General features: G+C 59.3%; 20 protein-coding genes and 2 pseudogenes. 14 read left to right on the forward strand and 8 right to left on the reverse strand.

Annotation, left to right across the window (positions count from 1 at the left end):
* Positions 1-29 precede the first annotated feature (29 nt).
* Together NUH87_RS01635 and NUH87_RS01640 are read right to left on the reverse strand one after the other, a co-directional pair.
* Positions 30-857 carry a helix-turn-helix transcriptional regulator gene (locus tag NUH87_RS01635; RefSeq protein ID WP_338524420.1) on the reverse strand — a complete coding sequence of 276 codons (828 nt, stop codon included), beginning with the start codon at positions 855-857 and terminating at the stop codon, positions 30-32.
* 80 nt (positions 858-937) lie between these two features.
* The gene (locus NUH87_RS01640; protein ID WP_338524421.1) at positions 938-1690 is read right to left on the reverse strand and encodes an acyl-homoserine-lactone synthase; all 753 of its coding nucleotides are present in this window, start codon (positions 1688-1690) and stop codon (positions 938-940) included.
* Positions 1691-1990: 300 nt separating this feature from the next.
* Between NUH87_RS01640 and NUH87_RS01645 the strand changes: the two genes are divergently transcribed.
* Entirely contained in the window at positions 1991-2590 is a 600-nt protein-coding gene (locus NUH87_RS01645) for a LysE family translocator (protein WP_338524422.1), read from the forward strand.
* 73 nt (positions 2591-2663) lie between these two features.
* Here NUH87_RS01645 and NUH87_RS01650 read toward each other — a convergent pair whose 3' ends face one another.
* Complete coding sequence (locus tag NUH87_RS01650; RefSeq protein WP_167337437.1) at positions 2664-3395, reverse strand: helix-turn-helix transcriptional regulator; 732 nt, start codon at positions 3393-3395, stop codon at positions 2664-2666.
* A gap of 306 nt (positions 3396-3701) precedes the next feature.
* Here NUH87_RS01650 and NUH87_RS01655 point away from each other — a divergent pair, with 306 nt between their 5' ends.
* The 10 genes and pseudogenes from NUH87_RS01655 (at position 3702) to NUH87_RS01705 (ending at position 13744) form a co-directional block, all read left to right on the forward strand.
* Complete coding sequence (locus NUH87_RS01655) at positions 3702-4469, forward strand: membrane protein (protein WP_040066965.1); 768 nt, start codon at positions 3702-3704, stop codon at positions 4467-4469.
* Between the two features lie 32 nt (positions 4470-4501).
* Positions 4502-4948 (forward strand): hypothetical protein, encoded by a 447-nt coding sequence (locus NUH87_RS01660; RefSeq protein ID WP_338524423.1) that lies wholly within the window; start codon positions 4502-4504, stop codon positions 4946-4948.
* A 148-nt stretch (positions 4949-5096) separates the two neighbouring features.
* Positions 5097-5762 carry a response regulator transcription factor gene (locus NUH87_RS01665; RefSeq protein ID WP_338524424.1) on the forward strand — a complete coding sequence of 222 codons (666 nt, stop codon included), beginning with the start codon at positions 5097-5099 and terminating at the stop codon, positions 5760-5762.
* Positions 5738-7096 (forward strand): sensor histidine kinase, encoded by a 1359-nt coding sequence (locus NUH87_RS01670; RefSeq protein ID WP_338524425.1) that lies wholly within the window; start codon positions 5738-5740, stop codon positions 7094-7096. The genes NUH87_RS01665 and NUH87_RS01670 overlap by 25 nt, the downstream gene beginning before the upstream one ends.
* Before the next feature lie 185 nt (positions 7097-7281).
* Positions 7282-7692 (forward strand): type IV pilin protein, encoded by a 411-nt coding sequence (locus tag NUH87_RS01675; RefSeq protein WP_040066959.1) that lies wholly within the window; start codon positions 7282-7284, stop codon positions 7690-7692.
* A 2-nt stretch (positions 7693-7694) separates the two neighbouring features.
* The gene (locus NUH87_RS01680) at positions 7695-8189 is read left to right on the forward strand and encodes a pilus assembly FimT family protein (RefSeq protein WP_338524426.1); all 495 of its coding nucleotides are present in this window, start codon (positions 7695-7697) and stop codon (positions 8187-8189) included.
* Entirely contained in the window at positions 8155-8571 is a 417-nt protein-coding gene (locus NUH87_RS01685; RefSeq protein ID WP_338524427.1) for a type IV pilus modification PilV family protein, read from the forward strand. The genes NUH87_RS01680 and NUH87_RS01685 overlap by 35 nt, the downstream gene beginning before the upstream one ends.
* Positions 8568-9638 carry a PilW family protein gene (locus NUH87_RS01690; RefSeq protein ID WP_338524428.1) on the forward strand — a complete coding sequence of 357 codons (1071 nt, stop codon included), beginning with the start codon at positions 8568-8570 and terminating at the stop codon, positions 9636-9638. The genes NUH87_RS01685 and NUH87_RS01690 overlap by 4 nt, the downstream gene beginning before the upstream one ends.
* 10 nt (positions 9639-9648) lie before the next feature.
* Positions 9649-10212 (forward strand): hypothetical protein, encoded by a 564-nt coding sequence (locus NUH87_RS01695; RefSeq protein WP_338524429.1) that lies wholly within the window; start codon positions 9649-9651, stop codon positions 10210-10212.
* 2141 nt (positions 10213-12353) lie between these two features.
* Positions 12354-13744 (forward strand): annotated as a pseudogene (locus NUH87_RS01705) (pilus assembly protein).
* Between the two features lie 89 nt (positions 13745-13833).
* Here the strand turns inward: NUH87_RS01705 and NUH87_RS01710 are convergent.
* The 5 genes from NUH87_RS01710 to NUH87_RS01730 all read right to left on the reverse strand — a co-directional run bounded on the left by NUH87_RS01710 (position 13834) and on the right by NUH87_RS01730 (position 19494).
* Positions 13834-15300: an efflux transporter outer membrane subunit gene (locus tag NUH87_RS01710; protein WP_338524432.1), complete on the reverse strand. Its 1467-nt coding sequence runs from the start codon at positions 15298-15300 to the stop codon at positions 13834-13836.
* 20 nt (positions 15301-15320) lie between these two features.
* A complete protein-coding gene (locus NUH87_RS01715; protein WP_338524433.1) occupies positions 15321-16886 on the reverse strand; it encodes a DHA2 family efflux MFS transporter permease subunit in 1566 nt (521 codons plus the stop codon).
* Positions 16883-18010 carry an HlyD family secretion protein gene (locus tag NUH87_RS01720; RefSeq protein WP_338524434.1) on the reverse strand — a complete coding sequence of 376 codons (1128 nt, stop codon included), beginning with the start codon at positions 18008-18010 and terminating at the stop codon, positions 16883-16885. The genes NUH87_RS01715 and NUH87_RS01720 overlap by 4 nt, the downstream gene beginning before the upstream one ends.
* A 25-nt stretch (positions 18011-18035) precedes the next feature.
* Positions 18036-18557 carry a winged helix-turn-helix transcriptional regulator gene (locus NUH87_RS01725; RefSeq protein ID WP_040066952.1) on the reverse strand — a complete coding sequence of 174 codons (522 nt, stop codon included), beginning with the start codon at positions 18555-18557 and terminating at the stop codon, positions 18036-18038.
* Between the two features lie 193 nt (positions 18558-18750).
* On the reverse strand, positions 18751-19494 hold the full coding sequence (locus tag NUH87_RS01730; RefSeq protein ID WP_338524435.1) for a GntR family transcriptional regulator: 744 nt from the start codon (positions 19492-19494) through the stop codon (positions 18751-18753).
* 142 nt (positions 19495-19636) lie between these two features.
* Here NUH87_RS01730 and NUH87_RS01735 point away from each other — a divergent pair, with 142 nt between their 5' ends.
* The 3 genes and pseudogenes from NUH87_RS01735 to NUH87_RS01745 all read left to right on the forward strand — a co-directional run bounded on the left by NUH87_RS01735 (position 19637) and on the right by NUH87_RS01745 (position 22243).
* Complete coding sequence (locus NUH87_RS01735) at positions 19637-20488, forward strand: ABC transporter ATP-binding protein (protein WP_338524436.1); 852 nt, start codon at positions 19637-19639, stop codon at positions 20486-20488.
* Positions 20485-21486 (forward strand): ABC transporter substrate-binding protein, encoded by a 1002-nt coding sequence (locus NUH87_RS01740; protein WP_338524437.1) that lies wholly within the window; start codon positions 20485-20487, stop codon positions 21484-21486. The genes NUH87_RS01735 and NUH87_RS01740 overlap by 4 nt, the downstream gene beginning before the upstream one ends.
* Positions 21487-21494: 8 nt before the next feature.
* Positions 21495-22243 (forward strand): annotated as a pseudogene (locus NUH87_RS01745) (ABC transporter permease).
* Positions 22244-22253: the final 10 nt, after the last annotated feature.

The raw sequence follows: 22253 nt of genomic DNA on the forward strand, positions 1-22253 counted from the left end.
GAGGTGTCTTCACGAATCAGACCGAGAGGTCAGAGGGCGTTTTGCAGGGCGACGGCGTTTTCCGGGCCGGCCTTGGCGTCCGCCGAATGCATCCAGCGGATCAACGAGCGACGCCCGCCGATCCCCATCTTGATGGAGGCACGTTTGAGATAGCTTTCCACGGTATTGACCCGCAGCGCCAACTGCTCGGCCAGTTCCGGGGCCGTGCGCCCGGCGAGCAGGCCGACGCAGACTTCGGTTTCCCGGGAGGACAGATTCAACCCGGACATTTCCAGGCGTTCGATAAAGCGTTGGCGCAGCGCATCCATGCCACCGTTTTCCAGTTCCTGGGTGACCGAGAAGGCTTCCAGGCGGACCGGCGCCGGCAACAGGGCCTCGATATGTTCGCCGATCATGGGCAACAGGAGGCAGGAGAACTCTTGCAGGAAGGCGCATTCCTGTGTGGAAAACCCCAGGGATGGATTGGACCGATAGACAGACAGTGCGTAGCAGCGATGTTTCGTTCGGCAGATCAGGTGCAGGTGGTTGGGGGCGGCGGACAGCGAGGAGGCTCGCTGGCAGCAGGCCAGTTCGGTGTGCGGTGCCGGGCAGATGCCGTCGTCGCCCGGCAGGGCGGATTGCTTCACGGAGGAGGCATTCATCAGTGTGTCGGTGCAAATCGGGCTGATACCCACGCCGCCGATACTCGAGGTAATCGACTGTGCGGCATTCGTGGTATCGAGCCGCAGCTCGGTGATGTGTGTGGCGTCGACGGGCAGTTGTGCAACGATCAGATCATGCAGCACGCGCGGAAAATTACGGTTGCCGGTGTGGGCAATCACTTTGCCGACAGATGGGAAAAGTCTTTGCAAGTTCATCCGCTCTCCATTTTTATTCGGGGCACAACGGCCAGCGCCGCCCACGGTTCCATGAGATTTTTTGGTAGGTATCAGTTGCTTCAGGTCATCGCGTGATGGGGGGGGATTGAATGGGTCACGCCGTAGTCGACAGCAGGCCATGCAATCATTGGCAGCAGATCGTCGGTCAGGTGCTGCATATGGTTTATCTTGAGCATGTTATCGTAGATCATTGCCGTGCATTCCAGTGTGCCATAGATGACTTTTTCACCTTTGCTGCCTTGCGCAACATTTCGCCGATGGAGGATCCAGCCGGAGCGTCTTAGAACTTTTTCCATCATGGCATCGACAACAACTTCATAAGTACCGACCTCTTGAATCCTGGCAAATTGCAGCATGGCGAGGAACAGTGCGGCGGTGCGAAAGTCAACTTTGCTCTTGGTGAAGTCGTTACCCGAGGTGTCTGTGCTCAACAGGGCAAATCGGGTGGCTTCCCAGCAGTCCATCGGGTTTGGCCGGGGCAGGCCATCGCTGAGCATGAAGTTCAAGGCGCCGCACATCAAGGTGGGCTTATGGGACGGACGAAGTCTGACGCAGCCGGTCACCTGCGAGCCTATGTGGGAATAGATATAGACCGAATCATCATTGTCATACTCATCGAACTCATAGTCGCTGCCCGTGTAGCTTTCAATATCCCATTTTCTCCGGTCAATAAAAGCGGTTTTACGGATGCTGAGTATTTGCTCTAATGCGCGTGAGGGGAGTTCGGAGTAGCTGGCGATGGCGACATGGATGTCGGAGAAACTGTACGAGTGGTCGGAGAAGGTGTACGAGTGAGGGAAATAGTCAATCATAAATACGTCGCGGAGAGGAGAAGGGTGCTTATTTATAGTGATCCTGTATAAGCGCGGCAACTGTACTTAAGTGCAGGTGGCTAGCGAGAGCAAAGTGCTGTTTAATTGCCGTCGTGAGACTTTTATAGCCGCCACGGGTTGATCTTTGCGCTGAAAAAACCGGGTGGTATTCATCAAGTTGAAATAAAAGCAAGGGTGTTCACGCTTTTAATAAGTCGGTAGGGAAGAACGGAATTTCCAAATTGGAAAATAAGTCGACTGGAAACTGAGTCTATTCTGGAATTTTTTTGGGGGCGGGTCATGTATTACATTGCAATTGCAATGCTCACGGTATTGCTGGTGCCGGGGCCGACCAATTCGCTGCTGCTGCAGTCGGGGGTCAGTCGCGGCCTGGGGAGTTATTCGGTGAAGTTGATTCTGGCCGAATGGACGGCCTACCTGATCCAGATAACCGCTTGGGGTGTATCCATTGATGCGCTGATGGCAAATTACGGCTGGGTGGTGGTGGCGACGAAGATTCTGGCGGTGATCTTCCTGTTCTACATTTCGTTGAAACTGTGGTTCTCGGTGCAGCTGGAAACGTCTGGAAAGCCTTCTGCCATCTCGGTTTCAGCGCTGTTCCTGGCGACACTGAGCAATCCGAAAGGACTGTTCTTCGCCTCGTTCGTGGCGCCTACCGGGACCTTTGCGAACCTGGAAAGTTATCTTTCGTTCATGGCGATCTTTTCCCTGGTCATTCTTCCCGTGGGTATTGTCTGGGTGGGACTGGGGGCTGTTTTTGGGCGAAATCTTCCGTCGATAATATCGGGTAATCGAGTCAATAGATTTGTTTCATTGGTAATTGGGCTATTTGCCAGTATGGCTTTGTATAACCTGGCCTCGAACGTGATAGTGGCCTGAAGAGGGCGAGCGAGTCCGCCTCACAAGTGTAGGGCCTGTGAGGGGGGGAGTAGGGTAGGCTGGGGGCGTAAGGTTAAAAGATATTGTGGCGAATGGCCTTGACCATGGCCTGTTTGACATTGGTGCAACCCATCTTCTCGGTGATTTTCTTGGCGTAGAATTTCACCGTCCTTTCCGTGATGTTCATGATCAGGCCGATTTCCTGATAATTTTTCCCGAGGGCCAGCCAGTGGAGAAATTCAATCTCCCTGGGACTCAGCGACAACAGTTCTTCCTGGCTGGCTTCGATCGGCCGGTACTGATGGGCAATGGTGCCGATGGCCTTGATCAGGAACATATTCGACTGGACGATACGGTCAAAATCAGGGTCGCCTTCGACACAGGGCAAGTGCAGCGAGCCGAAAGCGCTGCCGGGGTCATGAACGGGAATGCTGAAGCCTTGATCAATGCCATAGCGAGCGGATTGTTCGAAGACTCTGTTGGGCGCGTGAGAGCGGTCGTTTACCGCCGCCCAGAAGAACGGCTGCGAAGTGATGGCGACATTGGCCATGACCGGGTCGGACTTGTAGAGCGCCTGTCGACGATAGGTGTCAACCCACTCGGCGGGGTAGTTGCTATGGATGGAGATATCACCATTGTCAATTAAAAGAGAATCGGCGTAGACATAGGCAAATCGTGTTAGTTCCAGTTGGTAGAATACCCAGGTCAAGACATCTACATAGGTTTTTGTGCTGGCCCCAGGAATGTTGTTCTCAACTTCTCTAACCAAGTCAAACGTATGTTTGATTGTGCGGAGTTTAGGCATGACAAGCGGGCTCCGGTTGGCTGGATGTGCTCTGCTAATTGGATCCAAATGGGGTAAGGCTGACTTATAACATCGCCGGAAAGCCATTTCAATATGTGTCAAAGAGACAGCATAAAAGGATGATGGTGCGATTGAATCACTTATTTTTGACGCTTTGCCCTTTGCCTGGATCGGCTGAACGGTCGAGTTTTTTTCGACTATTAAGGGGTATTTAGAGGGAAATTCGCGGTCCTCAGTCTCAGCTAAGTTTCCCTGGGTAGTCTCCTCCCTGCGCCGATTGTGGCGCCGTTAAGGAGACGTCCCCACATGAAAGCGCTGACCACAGCCGACTGGCTCAACAAGGTCCCGGAAGTGACGCTGTCCTTCTGGATCATCAAGATCATGTCCACCACCGTGGGCGAAACCGCTGCCGACTACCTCGCCGTCGACGCCGGCCTGGGGCAGGGCCTGACCAGTATCGGCATGGCCGTGCTGCTGGCCATCGCCTTGTTCGGCCAACTGCGCACCCGTGCCTACACCCCTTGGATCTACTGGCTCAGCGTGGTGCTGGTGAGCGTGGTCGGGACGCAGATCACCGATGTGCTCACCGACAAGCTGGGCGTCAGCCTGTACCTCAGCACGGCGATATTCTCGGTGTTGCTGGCGATCAATTTCGGCATCTGGTATGCCCGCGAACGCAACCTGTCCATTAATGAAATCGTCACCCCGCGCCGGGAGTGGTTCTACTGGACGACCGTGCTCTGCACCTTCGCCCTGGGCACGGCGGCGGGCGACCTGGCCACCGAGGCACTGGGCCTTGGTTTCACCCTCGGCTCGATGATTTTCGGCGGGCTGATCGCCTTGACCCTGGTCGCCTGGCGCCTGGGCGGCAATGCCGTCCTGACCTTCTGGATCGCCTACATCCTGACCCGTCCGTTCGGTGCTTCCCTGGGCGACCTGCTGACCCAGGCCAAGACCTACGGCGGCCTGGGCATGGGCGCCGCCTGGACCAGCGCGATTTTCCTCAGCGTCATCCTGATCCTGGTGGTCGTCGCGCAGTTCGGCGTCGGCAACCGCAAGCTCGTCACGCAATAACCCGACCCCGTTTACACACACAAGGAATTATCATGTTCAAGGTTCAAACCGTTATGCGCACCGCCGCCGTTGTTTCCATGATTGCCGTGCTCGGCCTGGCCGCCGGCTGCTCCAAACCCGCTGATAGCGCCAAGGCCGCTACCACCGCGGCGAGCACCACCAGCGCGCCGGCGACAAGCCAGGGCACGGTCTCGAAACTGGGCGATCTGTCGGCCTTCCAGGGCATTGCCATCGATGTTGCCGCTCTGGTGCAGAAGAGCGACCTGGCGGGTGCCAAGGCGCGGATCAAGGATCTGGAACTGGCCTGGGACTCCGCCGAAGCCGGCCTCAAGCCCCGTGCCGCCGGCGACTGGCACGTGCTCGACAAGGCCATCGACAACGCACTGGAAGCCCTGCGCGCCGGCAGCCCGAAACAGGCCGACTGCAAGGCGACCCTGGACGAGTTGCTGAAAACCTTCAACGCCATGCAAGGCAAATAATGACCTCGTACGACGTAGCGCGGGTTGGGCAAGCCCGATAAATCGCTTCGCCCACGCTCGGACAGGTGCTTCAATGCAGGCTCGGCAATCATCATGCAGGCGTGGTCCGGTATGAGTGCCGGGCCTGTTTTTTTCAGCGGAGAGGGACATGCGGATTTTACTGGTCGAAGACGACCCCATGATCGGCGAGGCGATCCGGGACGCACTGACGGATGCCAGCTACGCCGCCGACTGGGTCAACAACGGGATGAGCGCCCTCACTGCGCTGGACACCCAGCACTATGACCTGGTGCTGCTCGACCTCGGTCTGCCGGGCAAGGACGGGCTCGAAGTCCTGGGCTGTATTCGCGCGCGCGACAACGGCGTGCCGCTGCTGATCATTACCGCCCGTGACAGCCTCGACGATCGCTTGCAGGGCCTGGATGGCGGTGCCGACGACTATCTGCTCAAACCTTTCGACATGGCCGAGTTGCTCGCGCGCATGCGTGCGGTGTTACGGCGCAAGGGCGGCAGCGCGGTGCCGGTGCTGAGCAACGGCGTGGTGTCGCTGGACCTGATCTCGAAACAGGCCGGCACCGCGGAAAATCCCGAAGTCCAGCTCTCCAGCCGCGAGTTCGCGTTGTTGCAGGCGCTGTTGATCCGGCCCGGGGCGATTCTCTCGCGCAGCGATCTCGAAGACCGGATCTATGGCTGGGGCAATGAAGTGGAAAGCAACGCGGTGGAGTTTCTGATCCACGGCTTGCGGCGCAAGCTGGGCAGTCACGTCATCAAGAACGTCAGGGGCATGGGATGGATGGTTTCAAAAAACGCCTGAGCGAGTCGGTCCAGCTGCGGCTTTCGGTTTCCCTGTCGCTGGCGATCCTGATCGTTGCGCTGCTGGCCGGGGTGTTCGCCTTTGTCTCGGCCTTCGACGAGGCCCTGGAGATGCAGGACAACACCCTGCATCAGGTGGCCGTGCTGTTCGAGCGCCAGCAGATGACGCTGGCCTATCCGAAGCCGGAGGGCGGTATCGCTGGCGACGATGAAGAGTCGCGGGTGATCGTGCAGTATCTGGGGGATGGTGGCCGAGCCGCTGCCAATGTCGAGACTGGCGGGCCGCTGCCACTACCGGCGACGCTGGCCGATGGCCTGTCGACGCTGACGGTCGCCGGCGAGCCGTTCCGGGTGCTGGTCAGGACCCTGGGCAGCGGCGCGCGTATCGCCGTGGCTCAGGAAACCGGCGCCCGTGACAAGGACGCACGTGAGAGCGCCTGGCGCGGCCTGTTGCCGTTTCTCATCCTGTTTCCCGTGCTGTTGCTGGTGGTGGCCGACCTGCTGCGCAAGCTGTTCCGGCCCATCGCGGTGCTGGCGGCCGAGATCGACCAGCGCAGCGAGCAGGAACTGCACCCCATCGACGAAAATCACGTGCCCGCCGAGGTCCGGCCCTTCGTGCTGGCGATCAATCGCCTGCTCGGCCGGGTCGCTCAGTCGATGGACACCCAGCGCCGCTTCGTCGCCGACGCCGCCCATGAGTTGCGTTCACCCTTGACGGCACTGTCCCTGCAGGCCGAACGCCTGGCCGCCGCCGAGATGTCGGGCCTGGCCCGCGAGCGCCTGTTCGTATTGCGCCGGGGTATCGAGCGCGGCAAGAGCCTGATTGACCAACTGCTGGCGCTGGCCACCGCGCAAGCGAACGCGACGCGGCCCAGCGCGCCAGTGTCTGTGCACGCGGTCTACCGCCGGGTGCTGGAAGACTTGCTGCCGTTGGCTGAACTCAAGCAGATCGATATCGGTGTCGAGGGCGAAGAGGACGTGCGGCTGGCGCTCGACGAGATCGACCTGCTGGCGGTGGTCAAGAACCTGGTGGACAACGCCATTCGTTATGCGCCTGCCGGTGGACGGGTCGACCTGTCGGTGAGCCGGGAGCAGGGCGGGGCGCTGTTGCGGGTCAAGGACAGCGGCCCCGGCATCGCCGTCGAAGAACGCGAGCGGGTGTTCGATCCGTTCTATCGCAGCCTGGGCAGCCAGGAAGTCGGGTCCGGGTTGGGGCTGTCCATCGTCAAGGCCATCGCCGAGCGTACGGGGGGCCGTATCTGCCTGGAATACTGCGATGAGGTGGAACGACACGGGTTGTGCGTTTCGCTGTGGTGGCCGGTGGCGCCGGCCTAGGCGCGGTTGACCTTTCATATCGATAGCCATAAGGCGCTGCGGGCCATTGGCTATCATCCCTGTGCGTGTTATAGATGGCTGCGTGAAGCAGAATTTCTCTTGCTTCGATTCGCAGCCTCTGCGACATCAATTCTGTCAAAAAAATACAATAAGATAAATTTCACACACACAAATTAGGGGCATCGATGAAAGGCCAAAACGGTTTCACCTTGATAGAGCTGATGGTGACAGTGGCGATCGTTGCAATTCTGGCCTCTATTGCGTATCCATCGTATACGAGCTATGTGAATCGCAGCAAGTTGTCTGAAGGGGCTAACGCCCTGGCGGCCTTGCAGGTAAAGATGGAATCCTATTATCAAAATACCCAGACCTACAGTAATGCGGGTGCCTGTGGGGTGCTTCCCGCTAATACGACCAATTTTACGATTGCCTGTGCCATCAATAATACTAATGGTAGTGGGCAGGGATATACCTATACGGCCAGCGGAATAGGGTCTATAGCGGGAACGAATTACACAATTAACGAGCAAGGCAACAAGACGACCACCGGTTCTTCCAACAAAGCCTGTTGGATCATAACCGGGTCGGAGTGCTGATCTTGAATCGTCAGCGAGGGGTGACCTTGTTGGAAACCATGGTTGCCATTGCGATCATGGGTATCGTGATTGCTTGGGGCATTCCTTCTTTGAGCGATGTCATTTCCAATAACACCGTAAAATCCACGGCGGACGTGGTTTTTTCCGCTCTTCAGGAAGCCCGCTCCGAGGCGCTGAAACGCAATACAGCGGTTTCCGCTACCATCACCGCCACGGCAATCAATCTGTCGGGCAGTAATTATGCCAAGACAATAAGTTTGGCGGGCGCGGGGTCTGGGACGACGATCAGTCAAAATACAGCCGGCGCGATTACGTTCACCTCGACTGGGCAGATTGTTGCCTCCACCTCGTATACCATCACGATTATAAATACTTCCTGCGCGGCAAATAATGCATGTCTCAATGTTGAGGCTTATGGCGGCGGTTTCATCAAAGTCTGCAACCCTTCGCAAGGTGACAGTAATGCCTCGAACTTTTGCCCATCCTCATCCTCATAAGCAGCGCGGATTCTCGCTGATCGAGTGTTTGATAGCACTCTTGATCATGACGATTGGTCTGTTGGGCAATGCCGCCCTTCAAGCGCAACTGTCGAAAGAGTCCGCCAAGTCGGATGATCGGGTAAAGGCCACCAATCTGGCCAAGATCCTCTACGGTCAAATGGTCTCGGACGCTTCGAACCTTGCCAGCTATGTTTATCCGGGCACGGGCAGTTTGGCCGCCAGTTGGGCTGTGGAAGTCAAGAAATTGCCGGGGGCGATTGACCCCGCGGTGAGCGTGCAGGCGGATGGCACTTGTCTGATCACGATTAAGTGGAGCATGCCTCAGGATAACGTTGTGAATACTTACAGTGTTCCTTTCACAGTAGATAAAACGTTATGAGGCAAAAGGGCTTCTCGCTCATTGAAGCCATGCTGGCGATGGTCATCGGTCTGATCATGTCGCTCGCCGCCGCCTCGCTGGCGATGTCCTATGACACGGGGAGAATGAGTAATATCGCGTCCAACACGGCCAACAGCAACGGGACCACGGCAGCCGAGACCATCAACACGGCGCTTGAAATGGCCGGTGCCGGGCTGATCAGTAATTACAGTCAAATCTGTACCCACCTCTATTCCACGACGGCGACGAATACCAATTCTGGCATCGAACTGGATACGATAAAGCTGGATGTGACGACAGACCCCAATTCCAATCATGTGATTTTTGCCTATGGCAGTGGGGGGAGCGCAGCTTCAATGCTCAAGGTTTCAGTGTCATTGGCCAACCCCAACGACGATATCGGCATTCCCCAGGTGGGCTCGGTGGCGACCGGAGACGATATTCTACTGGCCTATAGTTCTGCCGGGAGTGGAACGGACTGCACCTTGCGACGTGCGACGGCCCCCAACGCGGTGAACGGCAATGCCGGGATGGTGAATATCGGTTTGTCAGCAACGGCTGAACATAATCAAGCGATTGCCGGAGTGCCCACCTACGCGGCTGATTTTTATGTCATACCTGAACAAGTTTTCAACTACCAGGAGTGGTACTCGGAAAATGCACTGTTGAAAATCAAGGACAAAATTACCGGTAAGGTGAGCATCGTGGCCGATGGGGTGGTTTTCTTGAGAGCGCAATACGGTGTGAACAGTGGCCTTGGACTGACCTGGCAGGACCAGCTCCCCAGCCAACTCAACAACCTGAAGGCGGTGCGCACGGCAATGGTGATTCGCTCGGGGAATCGAGAAAAACAAGCCAATGCCGCCAATTGCACAAGCACAACGAGTTCTACCATCAGTTTTGATGGCTGGCAGAATGCGGCAAACGGTTCAAGCTCGGTCGATGTATCGGCCCTGACCAACACAACAAGTGGTACTGCCCTGATTCCGGATTGGCGCTGCTATTTTTACAAGACCTACACGACGGTAACACCGCTCCGTAGTTTGGCTTGGGCCACGGCCCAGTGAGAAGGCGGCGATGAAAAATAACCAGAAAGGTGCGGTTCTTATCCTCACCCTTATTTTGCTGACGATATTTTTGATCGCTTCGGTTGGGTTAATCCGCTCGGTCAACATGAATGTCACCACCGTGGGGAACTACTCCTATCGGGAAGGTGCGCTGGCGGCCTCGGATAGTATATTGCCGACTGTCAAGAGCTATATCTCCGGCAAGGCCGATTTGACCGCGGCTGACCCAGGGATCTACTCCCCAACCATTCTGACCAACAGAGATGCCAACGGTTTACCCCTCCCTTGCGCCACGGGAGATGGCTGGAGTTGCCTGAACTCGGTGGGGCTTTCGAGTGGCTATTCTTATACTTACTACATCGAGCGTCTTTGTACGGTCGCCGTCGTCACGAGCACCGGAACGCAGTGCCAAGTCGAAAAGCCGACAGCGGCCAACGGTGGTAGCTACAGCCTGCGGGGCGGGAATCAAGATGGTAAGTCGCTCATGTCGTACCCCATTTTATACCGGGTAACGGTAAAAACCACTGGCCCCAAGGGAACCGTGGTAACGACCCAGACAGTCATTTCAAGATGATCAGTACAGTCAGTGTCGTTGAAGAAAATTCAGGGGTTGGGGGTGACATGTTTAAGTTGGCGAGACTGCTCGTAGTATTTTTTCTGGTCGAGGGGGCTTCTCCGGCTTTTGCAGCGACTACGGATATTGCTCAACTCCCATTGGGCATGATGAATGTGGTTGAGCCCAATATGATACTGGGGATTGACGACTCAGGGTCGATGGATACCGAGGTGTTGCTAACGAGTAATGACGGTGCCCTTTGGTATAACTCGACTTCCGGCAAGTCTGGCTTTACCGGATGGAACAGTTCCGATGTCTATAGCGCCAGCAACTATGCGATGAACTATAATTCTGTTGGGGCGACAAGCTCGACGTGGTTGAAGTACGAGTATCTATTCCCTAATAGTTCCCGAAAATACGTAGACACCGGGGCGACCGGGGAGGGCTTCGCCGCGCCCTTCATTCCGAGCTACGCCTACTTACGGGATTATGAATATAACCCCCTGTACTACAACCCCAATACGACTTATGTCCCATGGGCACCTGATTATTATAGTGGCACCACGACCACTTACAGCAACTCTATTCCCACGGCGGCGCGAATCCATCCTACGGAATCACCCGGTGTGACCTATGACCTGACCAGTACGCTAACCAACAGTTCTAGTGGTTGGACGTTCAGGTTCTATACCGGGATGGTGATTCCGGGGGCAACGGTTGCAGGTATCATGAATGGCAGTAACAGCATCACCACCAATGTGACGGTGGGCACGAGCTCGGGTTATACGGGCTCATACTACGATATTACGATCCCTTATTACCCCGCCACGTATTGGGTCAAGGATGCAACGTGTACGGCCGGGCCACCTGCGTGTGCAACCGCTCCAGATGGAACCTTGCTTCACCGATATGAAATCAAGTCAGGCAACACGTTCCCGTCGGGTCGCAGCTACGCGGCGGAAATGCAGAATTTTGCCAATTGGTTCACCTATTACCGCAAGCGCAGACTGATGTTGTCCTCTGCAATGGCTGCGGTATTGCCTCAATTGACCAATCTTCGCATGGGCGCCCGTTGGATGGATTCCGGCAACGTGGCCAATATGGTCGATCTTAACTCAACGACACCGGCTACCAATTACCAGTACCTGCTTGGATTGATCTATCGCGTGTTCGGGGCCGGTGGTACGCCTACCCGTACGCTTTTGAAAGCAATCGGTGATCTTTATAAGAACGACAGCAGCAAGACCTACATTCAGTACGCTTGCCAGCGCAATAGCATCATGATCGTGACTGACGGGTTTGCTGATGCCACGGCCACAACGCCTCCCGCTTACTCGTCCAGTCCGTGGTTCACTTCAGCGCCCTATACCACGACCTACTCAGGCACGTTGGCGGATTTGGCCGCTTCCTACTACAGCAACACTTTGGGTAGTTCCAGCTTTACAGGCGGTCGGGTGCCTTATGATCCGAATGCGACTTCCCCAAGCGCAGACAAGAACCCTAACCTGCACATGAACACATATGGGATGACACTGGGGGCGCAGGGGACGATCTTCGGGACGGGCTCCAATCAGGATAAAGACCCGTACACCTACGCCCCCACATGGCCCAACCCCAACGTGGGGCGCAGCCCGACAGCCGTTGATGACCTGTACCATGCGACCATCAATGGCCGGGGCAAGATGCTGTTGGCCACCGACAGTGTGAGTGCCACCGCTTCAATCAAGAGCATCATTGCCGATCTACTGAACAAGTCGGGAGCGGGGGGCGCGATCAGCGTCTCCAACATCAATATCCAGCCGGGCGACAACACGGCCTACATTGCCAGTTTCAATGCGTCCTCCTGGTACGGCGACTTGGTGGCCGCGCCGATTGATATCACCACGGGGAATACATCGGCCAGCTCCTCATTGTGGAGTTTTCAAGCGACGCTGGATGCCTTGGACTGGACGACCCGAAAATTTGCCTCTTACACAGGCAGCAGCGGTGCCATTTTCCCCGATGGATTGAGTTCCACACAAACAGCGCTTCTCAATTCCCCGAGCGCCACGGACAATCTCACGGTTGCCAACTGGTTGAAGGGGGATCGCTCCAACGAAGGTACCTTGTACCGTACCCGTACCCATGTCCTTGGCGATCTGGTGGATGCAGAGCCGGTGATGGTGAATAACAAACGCTCCTGGAGCATAACGACTGACAGTACTTATACGACGTTCGGTCAGACTATTGCCGCACGCAAAAGTGTCGTCTATCAGGGCGGCAACGACGGTATGCTGCATGCGATTGATGCCAGCAACGGTGGTGAGCTGTGGGCTTACATTCCAAGCCTGGTGCTTGCGAAACTCAACTCGTTATCCCAGAAAACCTACAATCACACGTTCACCGTGGACGGTACGCCGACCGTTCGTGATGTCAATTCATCAGGGACATGGAAGACCTTGCTGGTGGCAGGGCTTCGCGCGGGGGGAATGGTTATTACGCCCTTGATGTAACGAATCCGGCAGCCACCAGTTCGGCAGACCTGGCCTCGAAGGTGAAATGGGAGTTTCCCAACGCCAGCACCTCGTCGAGCGTGACCAATAACGTGGGGCTTTCTTATGGCCAGCCGTTGATTACCAATACGGCCGCCGGATATGTCGTCATGGTTTCGTCAGGCTACAACAACGGTGGGGATTATGCGGGCCATCTGTTCGTTCTGAATCCTGACACCGGAGCCGTGATTCGTGACATCCCTAGCGGCTATGGAACCTCACTGTCTCCGGCCGGGCTGGCCCACCTTTCAGCCTATTCCTCGGATGGGATCACCGCCTCGGCAGTCTATGCAGGCGATCTGAACGGTAATGTCTTCAAGTTCGATATCTCGGATCCGAATCCGGCGAACTGGTCTGTTGCCCGCATTGCGGTCTTGCAGGACGGCAGTGGCGCCACCCAACCCATTACTCAGAGTGTCGAGGTGGGGCAGGTGAACAGCAAGACGGCGATCTTTGTCGGCACAGGTCGGTCCCTGGCCACGTCGGACTTCAGCTCCACTCAAATCCAAAGCGTTTACGCCTTTCTGGATGACGGGACGACCTACACGGGTACCAGCTCGCCTCGTAGCGTGCTTGTTCCGCAGACAGTCACCGTGAATGCGGATGGGACCCGGAGCATTACCAAGAATACCGTCAACTACTCAACGCAAAAGGGCTGGTACTTCGATTTGCCTGCCGGGGAGGGGGTGACGTCGGACATGCAGTTGGCTTTCGGCACGTTGGTCTTGAACTCCAACGCACCGTCCACTACGGCCTGCAGTTCAAATAGCTATCAGTATCAAGTCGACGAAGGTTCCGGCGGACAGCTGGATAACTCTTACTTCGCCACGGGCATCACCCCCTGGGCGGGTCGGAGTTTGGGAAGCAACCTCACATCGCGCCCGGTGGTCGCTGTGCTGTCCAACGGTACGGTGATCAGCTTTAGTCACGGCTCCGATAACAGCGTGATCAGTCTCGCCTTGCTCGGCAAGGGGGCAACGGCCATGCACAAGATTTTTTGGCGGGAAGTTCGAAATTAGCGTGCAATAAGCTGATGAAACAGCGAATGAATAAAATCGCCGCCATCAAAGACCGTAGTCCCTGATGGCCAGGCGATTTGAACTCGGCGCTACTCCACGCTCCAGCCGCCCCCGAGGGCACGGAAGGTGGCCACTGCGGCACGCGCATCGTTGGCATTGAGCTCGGCCATCTGGTTGCGTGTGCGCAGCAGTTCGCTGTCCTCGTTCAACACTTCGATCAGGCTCACCGCGCCACCCTGGTACGCCTCGCTCGCCGCTTGTCGCGCGGTTTGCCTGGAGGTGATTTCGAGGGCCAGTTCCTGACGTTGGGCCTCGAGTTGAGTCAGGGTCACCACGGCGTTTTCAACATCTTCGCTGGCGCGCAGCATCGACTGGCGGTATTCGGCCAGCGCCTGGGCGTTTGCGCCCTTGGCCTGGGCGACCTCGGCGTCGACGCGGCCGAAATCGAACAGGCGCCAATGCAGGCCCAGCAGCGCCTGCGGCTGGAAGGCCTGGGCGGTGAACAACGAGCCGCTGTGCAGGCTGGAGAAACCCAGCAGGCCGCCCAGCGAAACCTTCGGGTAAAACTCGGCAACCGCTACGCCGATCCGCTCGTTGCTGGCCGCCAGGCGCCGCTCGGCGGCGATGACATCCGGGCGGCGACGCAGCATCTCTCCCGGAGCAATGTTGGCCGGGATCTGCGGAACCTTGTAATCGATTTTTTCCGGTGCCGTGCCGGCCAGGTCGCGGGCATAGGTTCCGGGTGCGACGCCCATCAGCACATCGAGGCGGTTGAGCTGCACCGCCAGTTCGGTGCGCAACGGTGGCAAGGTGGTACGCGCCTGTTGCAGCACCGCCCGGGCCTGGGCGGTCTCGCGCTGGTTGCCCAACCCCTGGGCCAGGCGGGCTTCGACCAGGGCGAGCAGATCGCCCTGGTTCTTGATCTGCTGTTCGGTCACCTGGATACGCTGCTGGGCACCGCGAATGCGCAAGTAAGCATCCGCCGCTTCGGCGGCAACGGAAACCCGTACGCCGGCCTGGCTGGCTTGTGCGGCCTGGGCGTCGTCCAGCGCCGCCTGCTCGCCGCGCTTGAGCCCTCCCGCCAGATCCAGCTCCCAGCTCGCGCCGGCGCCGATGTTGCTCAGGGTCTGATTGCGCTCGTAGCCCGGCTGATGGCTCGCCAGTTGGCCCTCGGGGCTTTCCAGCGACTGGCGCTGCCGCACCACCTGGCCATCGAGGCTGCCTTGAGGCATGCGCGTCGCGCCGGCCTCCTGGGCGACGGCACGCGCCTGCTCAACGCGGGCCATGGCCACGGCGAGGTCGAGATTCTGCGCCAGGACCTTCTGGATCAACTGGGTCAGTTGCGGGTCATCAAAGCCTTTCCACCAGCTTTCCAGCGCAGGGGCGGGGCGCCCGGCGTCGCGCTGTTGCAGGGCGTCCTGGGCCATGAACCGGGCGGCGGCCTGATCAGCGGGGCGCTGGTAGTCCGGGCCCACCGTGCAGCCGGCTACGGTGATGGCCAGCGCAGCCAGTACAAAGCGCCCGCGAGGGAGCATGCGATCAAGCAAGGTGTTCATCGAATAATCCTCAAGCGTGATTAATGAGCGTCGGCGGACGGCTGTTTGGGTGGCTGGACCTTGTGCATCAATGGCACCAGCAACGTGGCGGCCACGAAGCAGACCATGATCATCAGGAAGGCGTCGGCATAGGTCAGCGTTTGTGCCTCCCGCCAGGTCAGGGCCCAGAGTTGACGCATGGCGAGCTGGCCAGCGTCGATGCTGTTCTGCCCGAGCAGTTGGGCGTTCGCGGTCAGTTGGTCGAGCCAGGTATTCATGGCTTCGTTGCGGGTATTGAGGTGCTCGGCCAGTCTCAGGAAGTGCAGGTTGGTCCGGTCGTTGAGCACGGTGGCGCAGGCGGCGATGCCGATGGCGCCACCGAGGTTGCGCATCAGGTTGAACAGGCCGGAGGCCAGTTTCAGGCGTGCGGGAGCCAGCGAGCCCAGGGTGAGGGTGACAACGGGCGGCACCGCCATTTGCTGGGCGAAGCCACGCAGGGCTTGTGGCAGCAGCAGCTCCTTGGCGCCCCAGTCGTGGGTGATGGGGGAGAAGTCCCACATCGACAGGGCAAACAGGGAAAGCCCCAGCATGAGAATCCAGCGCAGGTCGATGCGGTTGGCCAATATCGCATACACCGGGATCGCCAACAGCTGGAATATGCCGGTGGAAAACACAGCCAGGCCGATGTCCAGCGAGCCGTATCCACGTACCCGTCCGAGAAACAGTGGGGTCAGGTAGATGGTGGCGAAGATGCCGATCCCGGTGATAAAGGAAAACAGGCAGCCCAGGGCAAAATTGCGATCGCTCAGCGCGCGCAGATCGACGATGGGTTCGGCAATTTCCAGGCAGCGCCAGATGAACAGTGCGCCGCTGATGCCCGCGATCCAGGCGGTGGTGGCGATGGTGCTGTCGCTGAACCAGTTCCAGCGCGGCCCTTCTTCCAGGGTGTATTCCAGGCAACCGAGAAACACCGCCATCAGGAACATGCCGATATAGTCGGCGCCCTTGAGCAAGGCCGGGTTGGGGTGGTCGACCTTGACCAGCATCGGCACGACGAAGGTCACGAACAGGCCCGGTACCAGGTTGATATAGAACAGCCAGTGCCAGGATGAAACGTCGGTGATCCAGCCGCCCACCGCCGGGCCCAGGGTCGGGGCCAGCGAGGCGATGGCGCCGATGGTGGAGGCGGCGATTACCCGCTGCTTGCCGGTGAAATACATGAATGCCGTGGTGAACACCAGCGGGATCATCGAGCCGCCGAGAAAGCCCTGCAAGGCGCGAAAGGCGATCATGCTCTGGATGTTCCAGGCCAAGGCGCAGAGCAGGCTGGTCAAGGTGAAGCCGGCTGCCGACACGGCGAACAGCCAGCGCGTGCTCATCACCCGCGAGAGCCAGCCGGACATGGGGATCACGATGATCTCCGCGATGAGGTAGGCGGTCTGCACCCAGGCCGTGTCGTCGGCGCCGGCCGAGAGGCCGCCGCCGATGTCCTTGAGCGACGCGGAGACGATCTGGATATCGATCAGGGCGATGAACATGCCGACGCACATGGTGGCGAAGGCTGCCACTTTCTGTGCCATGGTCAGTGTGGGCAGTGGGCTGCTCATGGCTGGCCTGCCACTGCAGCGTTGTCGGGCTGCAACGCCTCACGGGTGTTCACTTGGGTCACCACCGACAACCCGGGGCGCAGTGCACCCAATTGGGCATCGGCGCCGTCCAGACGTACCCGCACCGGCACGCGCTGGACGATCTTGGTGAAGTTGCCCGTGGCGTTTTCCGGTGGCAATACGCTGAACTGCGCACCCGTGGCCGGTGCCAGGCTTTCGATGTGACCGTGGAACTCGCGGCCGGGCAGGATATCGGCCCGAACGCTGACAGATTGACCCACCTGCATGCGGGCCAGTTGGTCTTCCTTGAAGTTGGCGTCGACCCACAGCCCCTTCGCCGGTACCACCGAGATCAACTGGCTGCCGGCGGCGGCGTAGGTGCCGACCCTGGCGCGGCGGTTACCGACGTAACCATCCACGGGGGCACGCAACTCGGTATAGCCAATGTTCAGTTGGGCCTGTTCGCGTTCGGCTTGTGCCTGTTGCAGCGCTGCCCGGGCCTGGCCGCGCTGGCTGTCGATCACGTCGAGTTGCCGGCGTGCCGCCAGCAGCCCGGCTTCGGCGCGGGCGTGGTCGGCACGCGCGGTCTTCCAGGTGGCATCGACTCGCTGGGCACTTTCGACCGATACGGCCTGGCTGCGAACCAGATTCTGATAGCGCGCATGATCGTCTCCAGCCCGTTGCGTTTCGGCATCCGAAGCGTCGATTTGCGCCTTGGCCTGGTTGATCACCGCCTGTTGCAACTGTTCGGTCGCATCGAGATTGACCAGGGTGGCCTGCTGCGCCGCCACGGCGCCATCGGCCTTGGCCAGGGCGGCGCGGTAATCGCGTACATCGATACGGGCAAGCAGGTCGCCGGCTTTGACAAACTGGTTGTCCTGCACCGCCACCTCACTGATATAGCCCGGCACCTTGGCGCTGATGACCGTGACATCGGCGCCTACGTAGGCGTCGTCGGTGTCTTCGATGTAGCGGCTGACCAACCACCAATGGCTGCCATAGCCGACGGCGCCGATCACGGCGAGGCTCAGCAGCCCCAGGCGCAAGGCTTTCTTGCGGCTAACGCGGGTGTAGGAGACGGGGGTGTCTGCTGATTCGGGCGCAGTGCCGACTTGAGCTGTCATGGCGAAATGACCTTTTTGAGAAAAATTAATTGGGAAAGTGGCTGACCAGAGCATCGCTCTGGCGGTAGGCCTGGCCGGTACGGACACGCCATTGGGTCAATGCATCGGCATCGTGTGACACATGGACCCGGTGGCCCTCGCGGGTGATGGGTTTGCCGGTATTGGCATCCATCAACGCCAGCGCCACGGGTTGTCCGGTGGTTTCGTCCGCCAGGAAAACCTTGTCCGAGCCGCTGGCGTGGCGGGCACCCCAGGCCATCAGCGTGAGGATCACCGGACGCAGATCCAGGCCGGCTTCGGTGAGGTGGTACTCATTGCGCGGCGGGTTGTCCTGGTAGGGACGGCGCTCCAGCAAACCGGTAGCGACCAGGTCATTCAGACGGCGGGTCAGGGTGTTCGAGGCGATACCCAGGCTGTTGAGGAACTCGTCGAAACGGCGCAGGCCGTAGAAGGCATCGCGCAGGATCAGCAGGCTCCAGCCGTCACCGATGTGCTCCAGGGCATGGGCGACCGGGCAAGGCATGGGTTGGAAGCTGGCTCTTTTCATCGGGGTCTCCGAATCGGTGTTCGTTTGTATTACGGTCATAATATTTCATAGTGAATTTCATAATGAAAGTGACTTTTGAAAAAAATCTCTGCCGATCGTCGGCTAGCGCTCGGCGCCGGGGCGGCGCGATTGCCTGCTCATTCGATGGCGTAGGGGGAGGGAGTCAGCTGGGACGGGGCTGGGCGCCCCGGTTTCAATGGGCTGGGCCGGACTTGAAAACACCGCTGAGGACAAACGCGTAGCGTTCCGGGCGGATAAAGAAGGTGGTCCGATCGCAGCAGCGGCCATCGGCGAAGTACGAGGTGCGCTCCATCACCAGCAGCGCCGCGCCACGTTTGACCTTCAGGGTCTGGGCCAGGTGCCTGTCGGCTTCCTGGGCCCGAATCGCCATGTCGGCGCGGGTGACCGGGGAGCCGATGATCGACTCCAGGATCGAATAGATCGGCCGGTGTTCGGCCTCGCTCCACAAGACATTCGCCAGTTCGGTCGGCAGGTGGCTGCGACCCAGGGCAATGGGTTCGTCGTCGACAAAGTGCAGGCGCTCCAGCAGCAGGCAGTGCTCGGCGCCGGAAAACAAGCCGCATAACGCCTCGGGAACGGTCTGCAACTGATGGTCGAGGACGCGCATGCTCGGCTTGAGACCTTGCAGCAGCAACGCCTCATGAAAACTGCGCAGGGCATCGAGACCATGCCGGACCTGCTTGGCGGCAACGAAGGTGCCTTTGCCTTGCTTGCGTTCCACCACCCCGTCGTCGCTGAGCTTGCCCACGGCCAGGCGGATGGTCACGCGGCTGACCGCAAAGCGCTGGCCCAGCGCGGCCTCGGAGGGCAGCTTGCCGCTGGGCTCGTAGGCGCCACGCTGGATCTCCTCCAGCAACTGGTGGGCGATCTGTTCGTAGAGCGAGGTGCTGCTGTCGCGAAGAATGGGCGTGGACACTGCTGGGTTCCGTGATCGCAGAAGCGCGGTGCTCCTCGTGAGCCTTAGCTTCTAAGGTTATAAAAACAGATTATTGGGACGACTTGTATTAATACGTATTATGTCAGGCAATCTCATTTTAAGCGACCTGACGACACGTGCCATGCCAGAAACCTACCTTCGTATGCAGCCTGCGGCCGATGCGCTGAGCGTCGAGCAGATCAGTTTCAGCTACCCCAATGGGCAGCGGGTGTTTTCCTCTTTCAGCCTGGGCGCCGCTCCCGGCGAGTTTGTCGCCATCCTGGGGCCGTCCGGCTGCGGCAAGACCACCTTGCTGAACCTGTTGTCGGGTTTCGTCCAGCCGCAGGCGGGGCAGATCCGCCTGAACCAGGCTTTGGTTCGTCCGGAGCGTTCGGAACTGGGTTATGTGTTCCAGGCGCCGCAGTTGTTTCCCTGGCTGACTGCCTTGGAAAACGTCCGTTTCGGCTTGCGCATGGCCGCCGATCTGAGCGAATCGCAACAGCGCGAACGAGCCTTGCAGTACCTGCGCCTGGTCGGGCTTGGGCAGGCCGCGCAGCGTTTGCCCCATCAGCTTTCCGGCGGCATGCAGCAGCGGGTCTCGTTGGCCCGCACCCTGGCGCTGGAGCCCGAGGTATTGCTGATGGATGAGCCGTTCGCCGCGCTGGACGCCATCAGCCGCAACCACATGAATGAAGAAACCCTGCGGATATGGGCCGAACTGGGCCAGACCGTCTTGTTCATTACCCACGATATCGACGAGGCGGTGTTCCTGGCGGACCGGGTCATCGTCCTCAACATCGCTCCGGGCGGTATTCACAGCGAACTGAAGATCCAGCTGCCACGCCCGCGTTCCAATCTGAAAACCCGCCGCCTGCCGGCTTTCCTCGATTACCGCAATGAGCTGATGGAACGTATTTCCCAGGTCATGGCGCTGTCCGAGGCCCGCGTTTCCCCATCCCTTTCCCTGGTCCTTGAAACCGAGTCGATCCCATGATCAAACGTACGCTGCTTGCCCTTTCATTGTCGGTTGCCGCCGTGGTCGGCAGCTCATCTGCTGTCGCCAACGAAACCAGGCCGCTACGGGTGGGGTATGTGTTTGCCATGGCCAATGCCCCGGCGCTGATCGCCGACAAGCAGGGCTACTACCGCGATGAAGGCCTGACGGTGGATCTCAAGGCGTTGGGCGATGGCCCGGTGATCCAGCAGGCGCTGGCCGCCGGCGAACTGGACATGGCCTATGTCGGCACGCCGCCGGTGTACCAGTGGTTTTCCCGAGGGTTGCAGAGCCGGATCCTGGCCAAAGTCAATTACGGCCAGGCGGCGGTGATCGTCGACAGCAAGAGCCCGAGCAATTCCCTGGCTGATCTCAAGGGCAAAAAGCTCGCCGGGGTGAAGAAGGGCAGCGGCATGGACGTGCTGCTGAGGGGCTATGTGCTCAAGGAAAAGGCCGGACTCAATCCCGACGCCGACCTCGACATCATCGACATGCCCCCCGGCAACATGAACGCCGCCCTGGAGCGCGGCATCGTCGATGCGGCGTTCTCCTGGGAACCCTTTGTCAGCCAGTCGTTGCTGCGGGGTTCCAGTCGGGTGCTGTTCGACGTCAACCAGGCCTTGCCGCAATACCCCTGGTACGTGGTGATCTCCTTGCCGAAAACCTTGCAGGAGCGACCGGACGATGTGGTGAAACTGCTGCGTGCCCATCGCAAGGCCATCGCCTTTCTCAACGAGCATCCCGACGAGTCGAACCGGATCATCGCCGAGGCGTTCAAGCTCGAAGCCGTGCAAGGGCCCGACGGCAAGACCATCGCCCCGCAAACCATCGTCGCCCAGGCCCGCACCCGGCTGGGCTGGTCGGCGGACTTGCAGGCCGCGGACATCCAGTTCATCCAACGCCTGATGAACTACTCCCATGACCTGGGCTTTATCGACACCCCGCTCAAGACCGAGCAGATCGTCGACACCGCCTACCTGGAAAAAGCTTCGCGCTGAGTCTGCCCATGTCCTTGCCGAAACCGAATTGGGGATGGGCCTCGCTGCCTTTCCTGCTGTTGATCTGGGTGGCCCTGGCCAGTCGCTTTCCCACCTACATCCTGCCGCAACCCTGGGAGGTCGCCCGCGAGACCCTGCGTTGGCTGGGCGACGGATCGCTCTGGCGGCACCTGCAAGCCAGCGTCCTGGAGGAGCTCGGCGGGTTCTGCGCGGCGGTCGTGGTCGCGGTGCTGCTGGGGCGGCGGGCGGATTGTCGGCGCGTTTTCGCGACTTCATCGCGCCGCTCAACAGCCTGTTCATGGCCATCCCGCCGATCGCCTGGGCGCCGCTGATCATGATCATCTTCGGCCTGGGTTACCTGTCCATCGTGCTGGTGATCTTCATTGCCGCGGTGTTCCCCATGGCGGTGACGATCCAGGAGGGCGTGCAGGGCATTCGCGGTGGCGAAGTTCGCGCGGCCCGTACCCTGGGGGCCAGTCCCTGGCAATTGCTCGCCCATGTCTACCTGCCGGCCTCGCTGCCGTTCGTCACGGCGGCCCTGCGCATCGGCTTCAGCCAGGGCTGGCGGGCGCTGGTGGCGGCGGAAATGATCGGTGCCTCCCAGGGCATCGGCTGGATGGTCTCCACGGGGGGCCAGATCGGCAACAGCAGCCAGGTGCTGCTGGGCATTGTCATGATCGGGCTGATTGCCTGGTTGATGGAGAGTTTCGTGTTCCGGCGCATCGAGCGTCACTACCAGCAATGGCGCGCGCAATAAGTCGCCTGTG

Origin of the sequence: Pseudomonas batumici, assembly GCF_036585405.1 — a bacterium.
Lineage (GTDB): Bacteria > Pseudomonadota > Gammaproteobacteria > Pseudomonadales > Pseudomonadaceae > Aquipseudomonas > Aquipseudomonas batumici.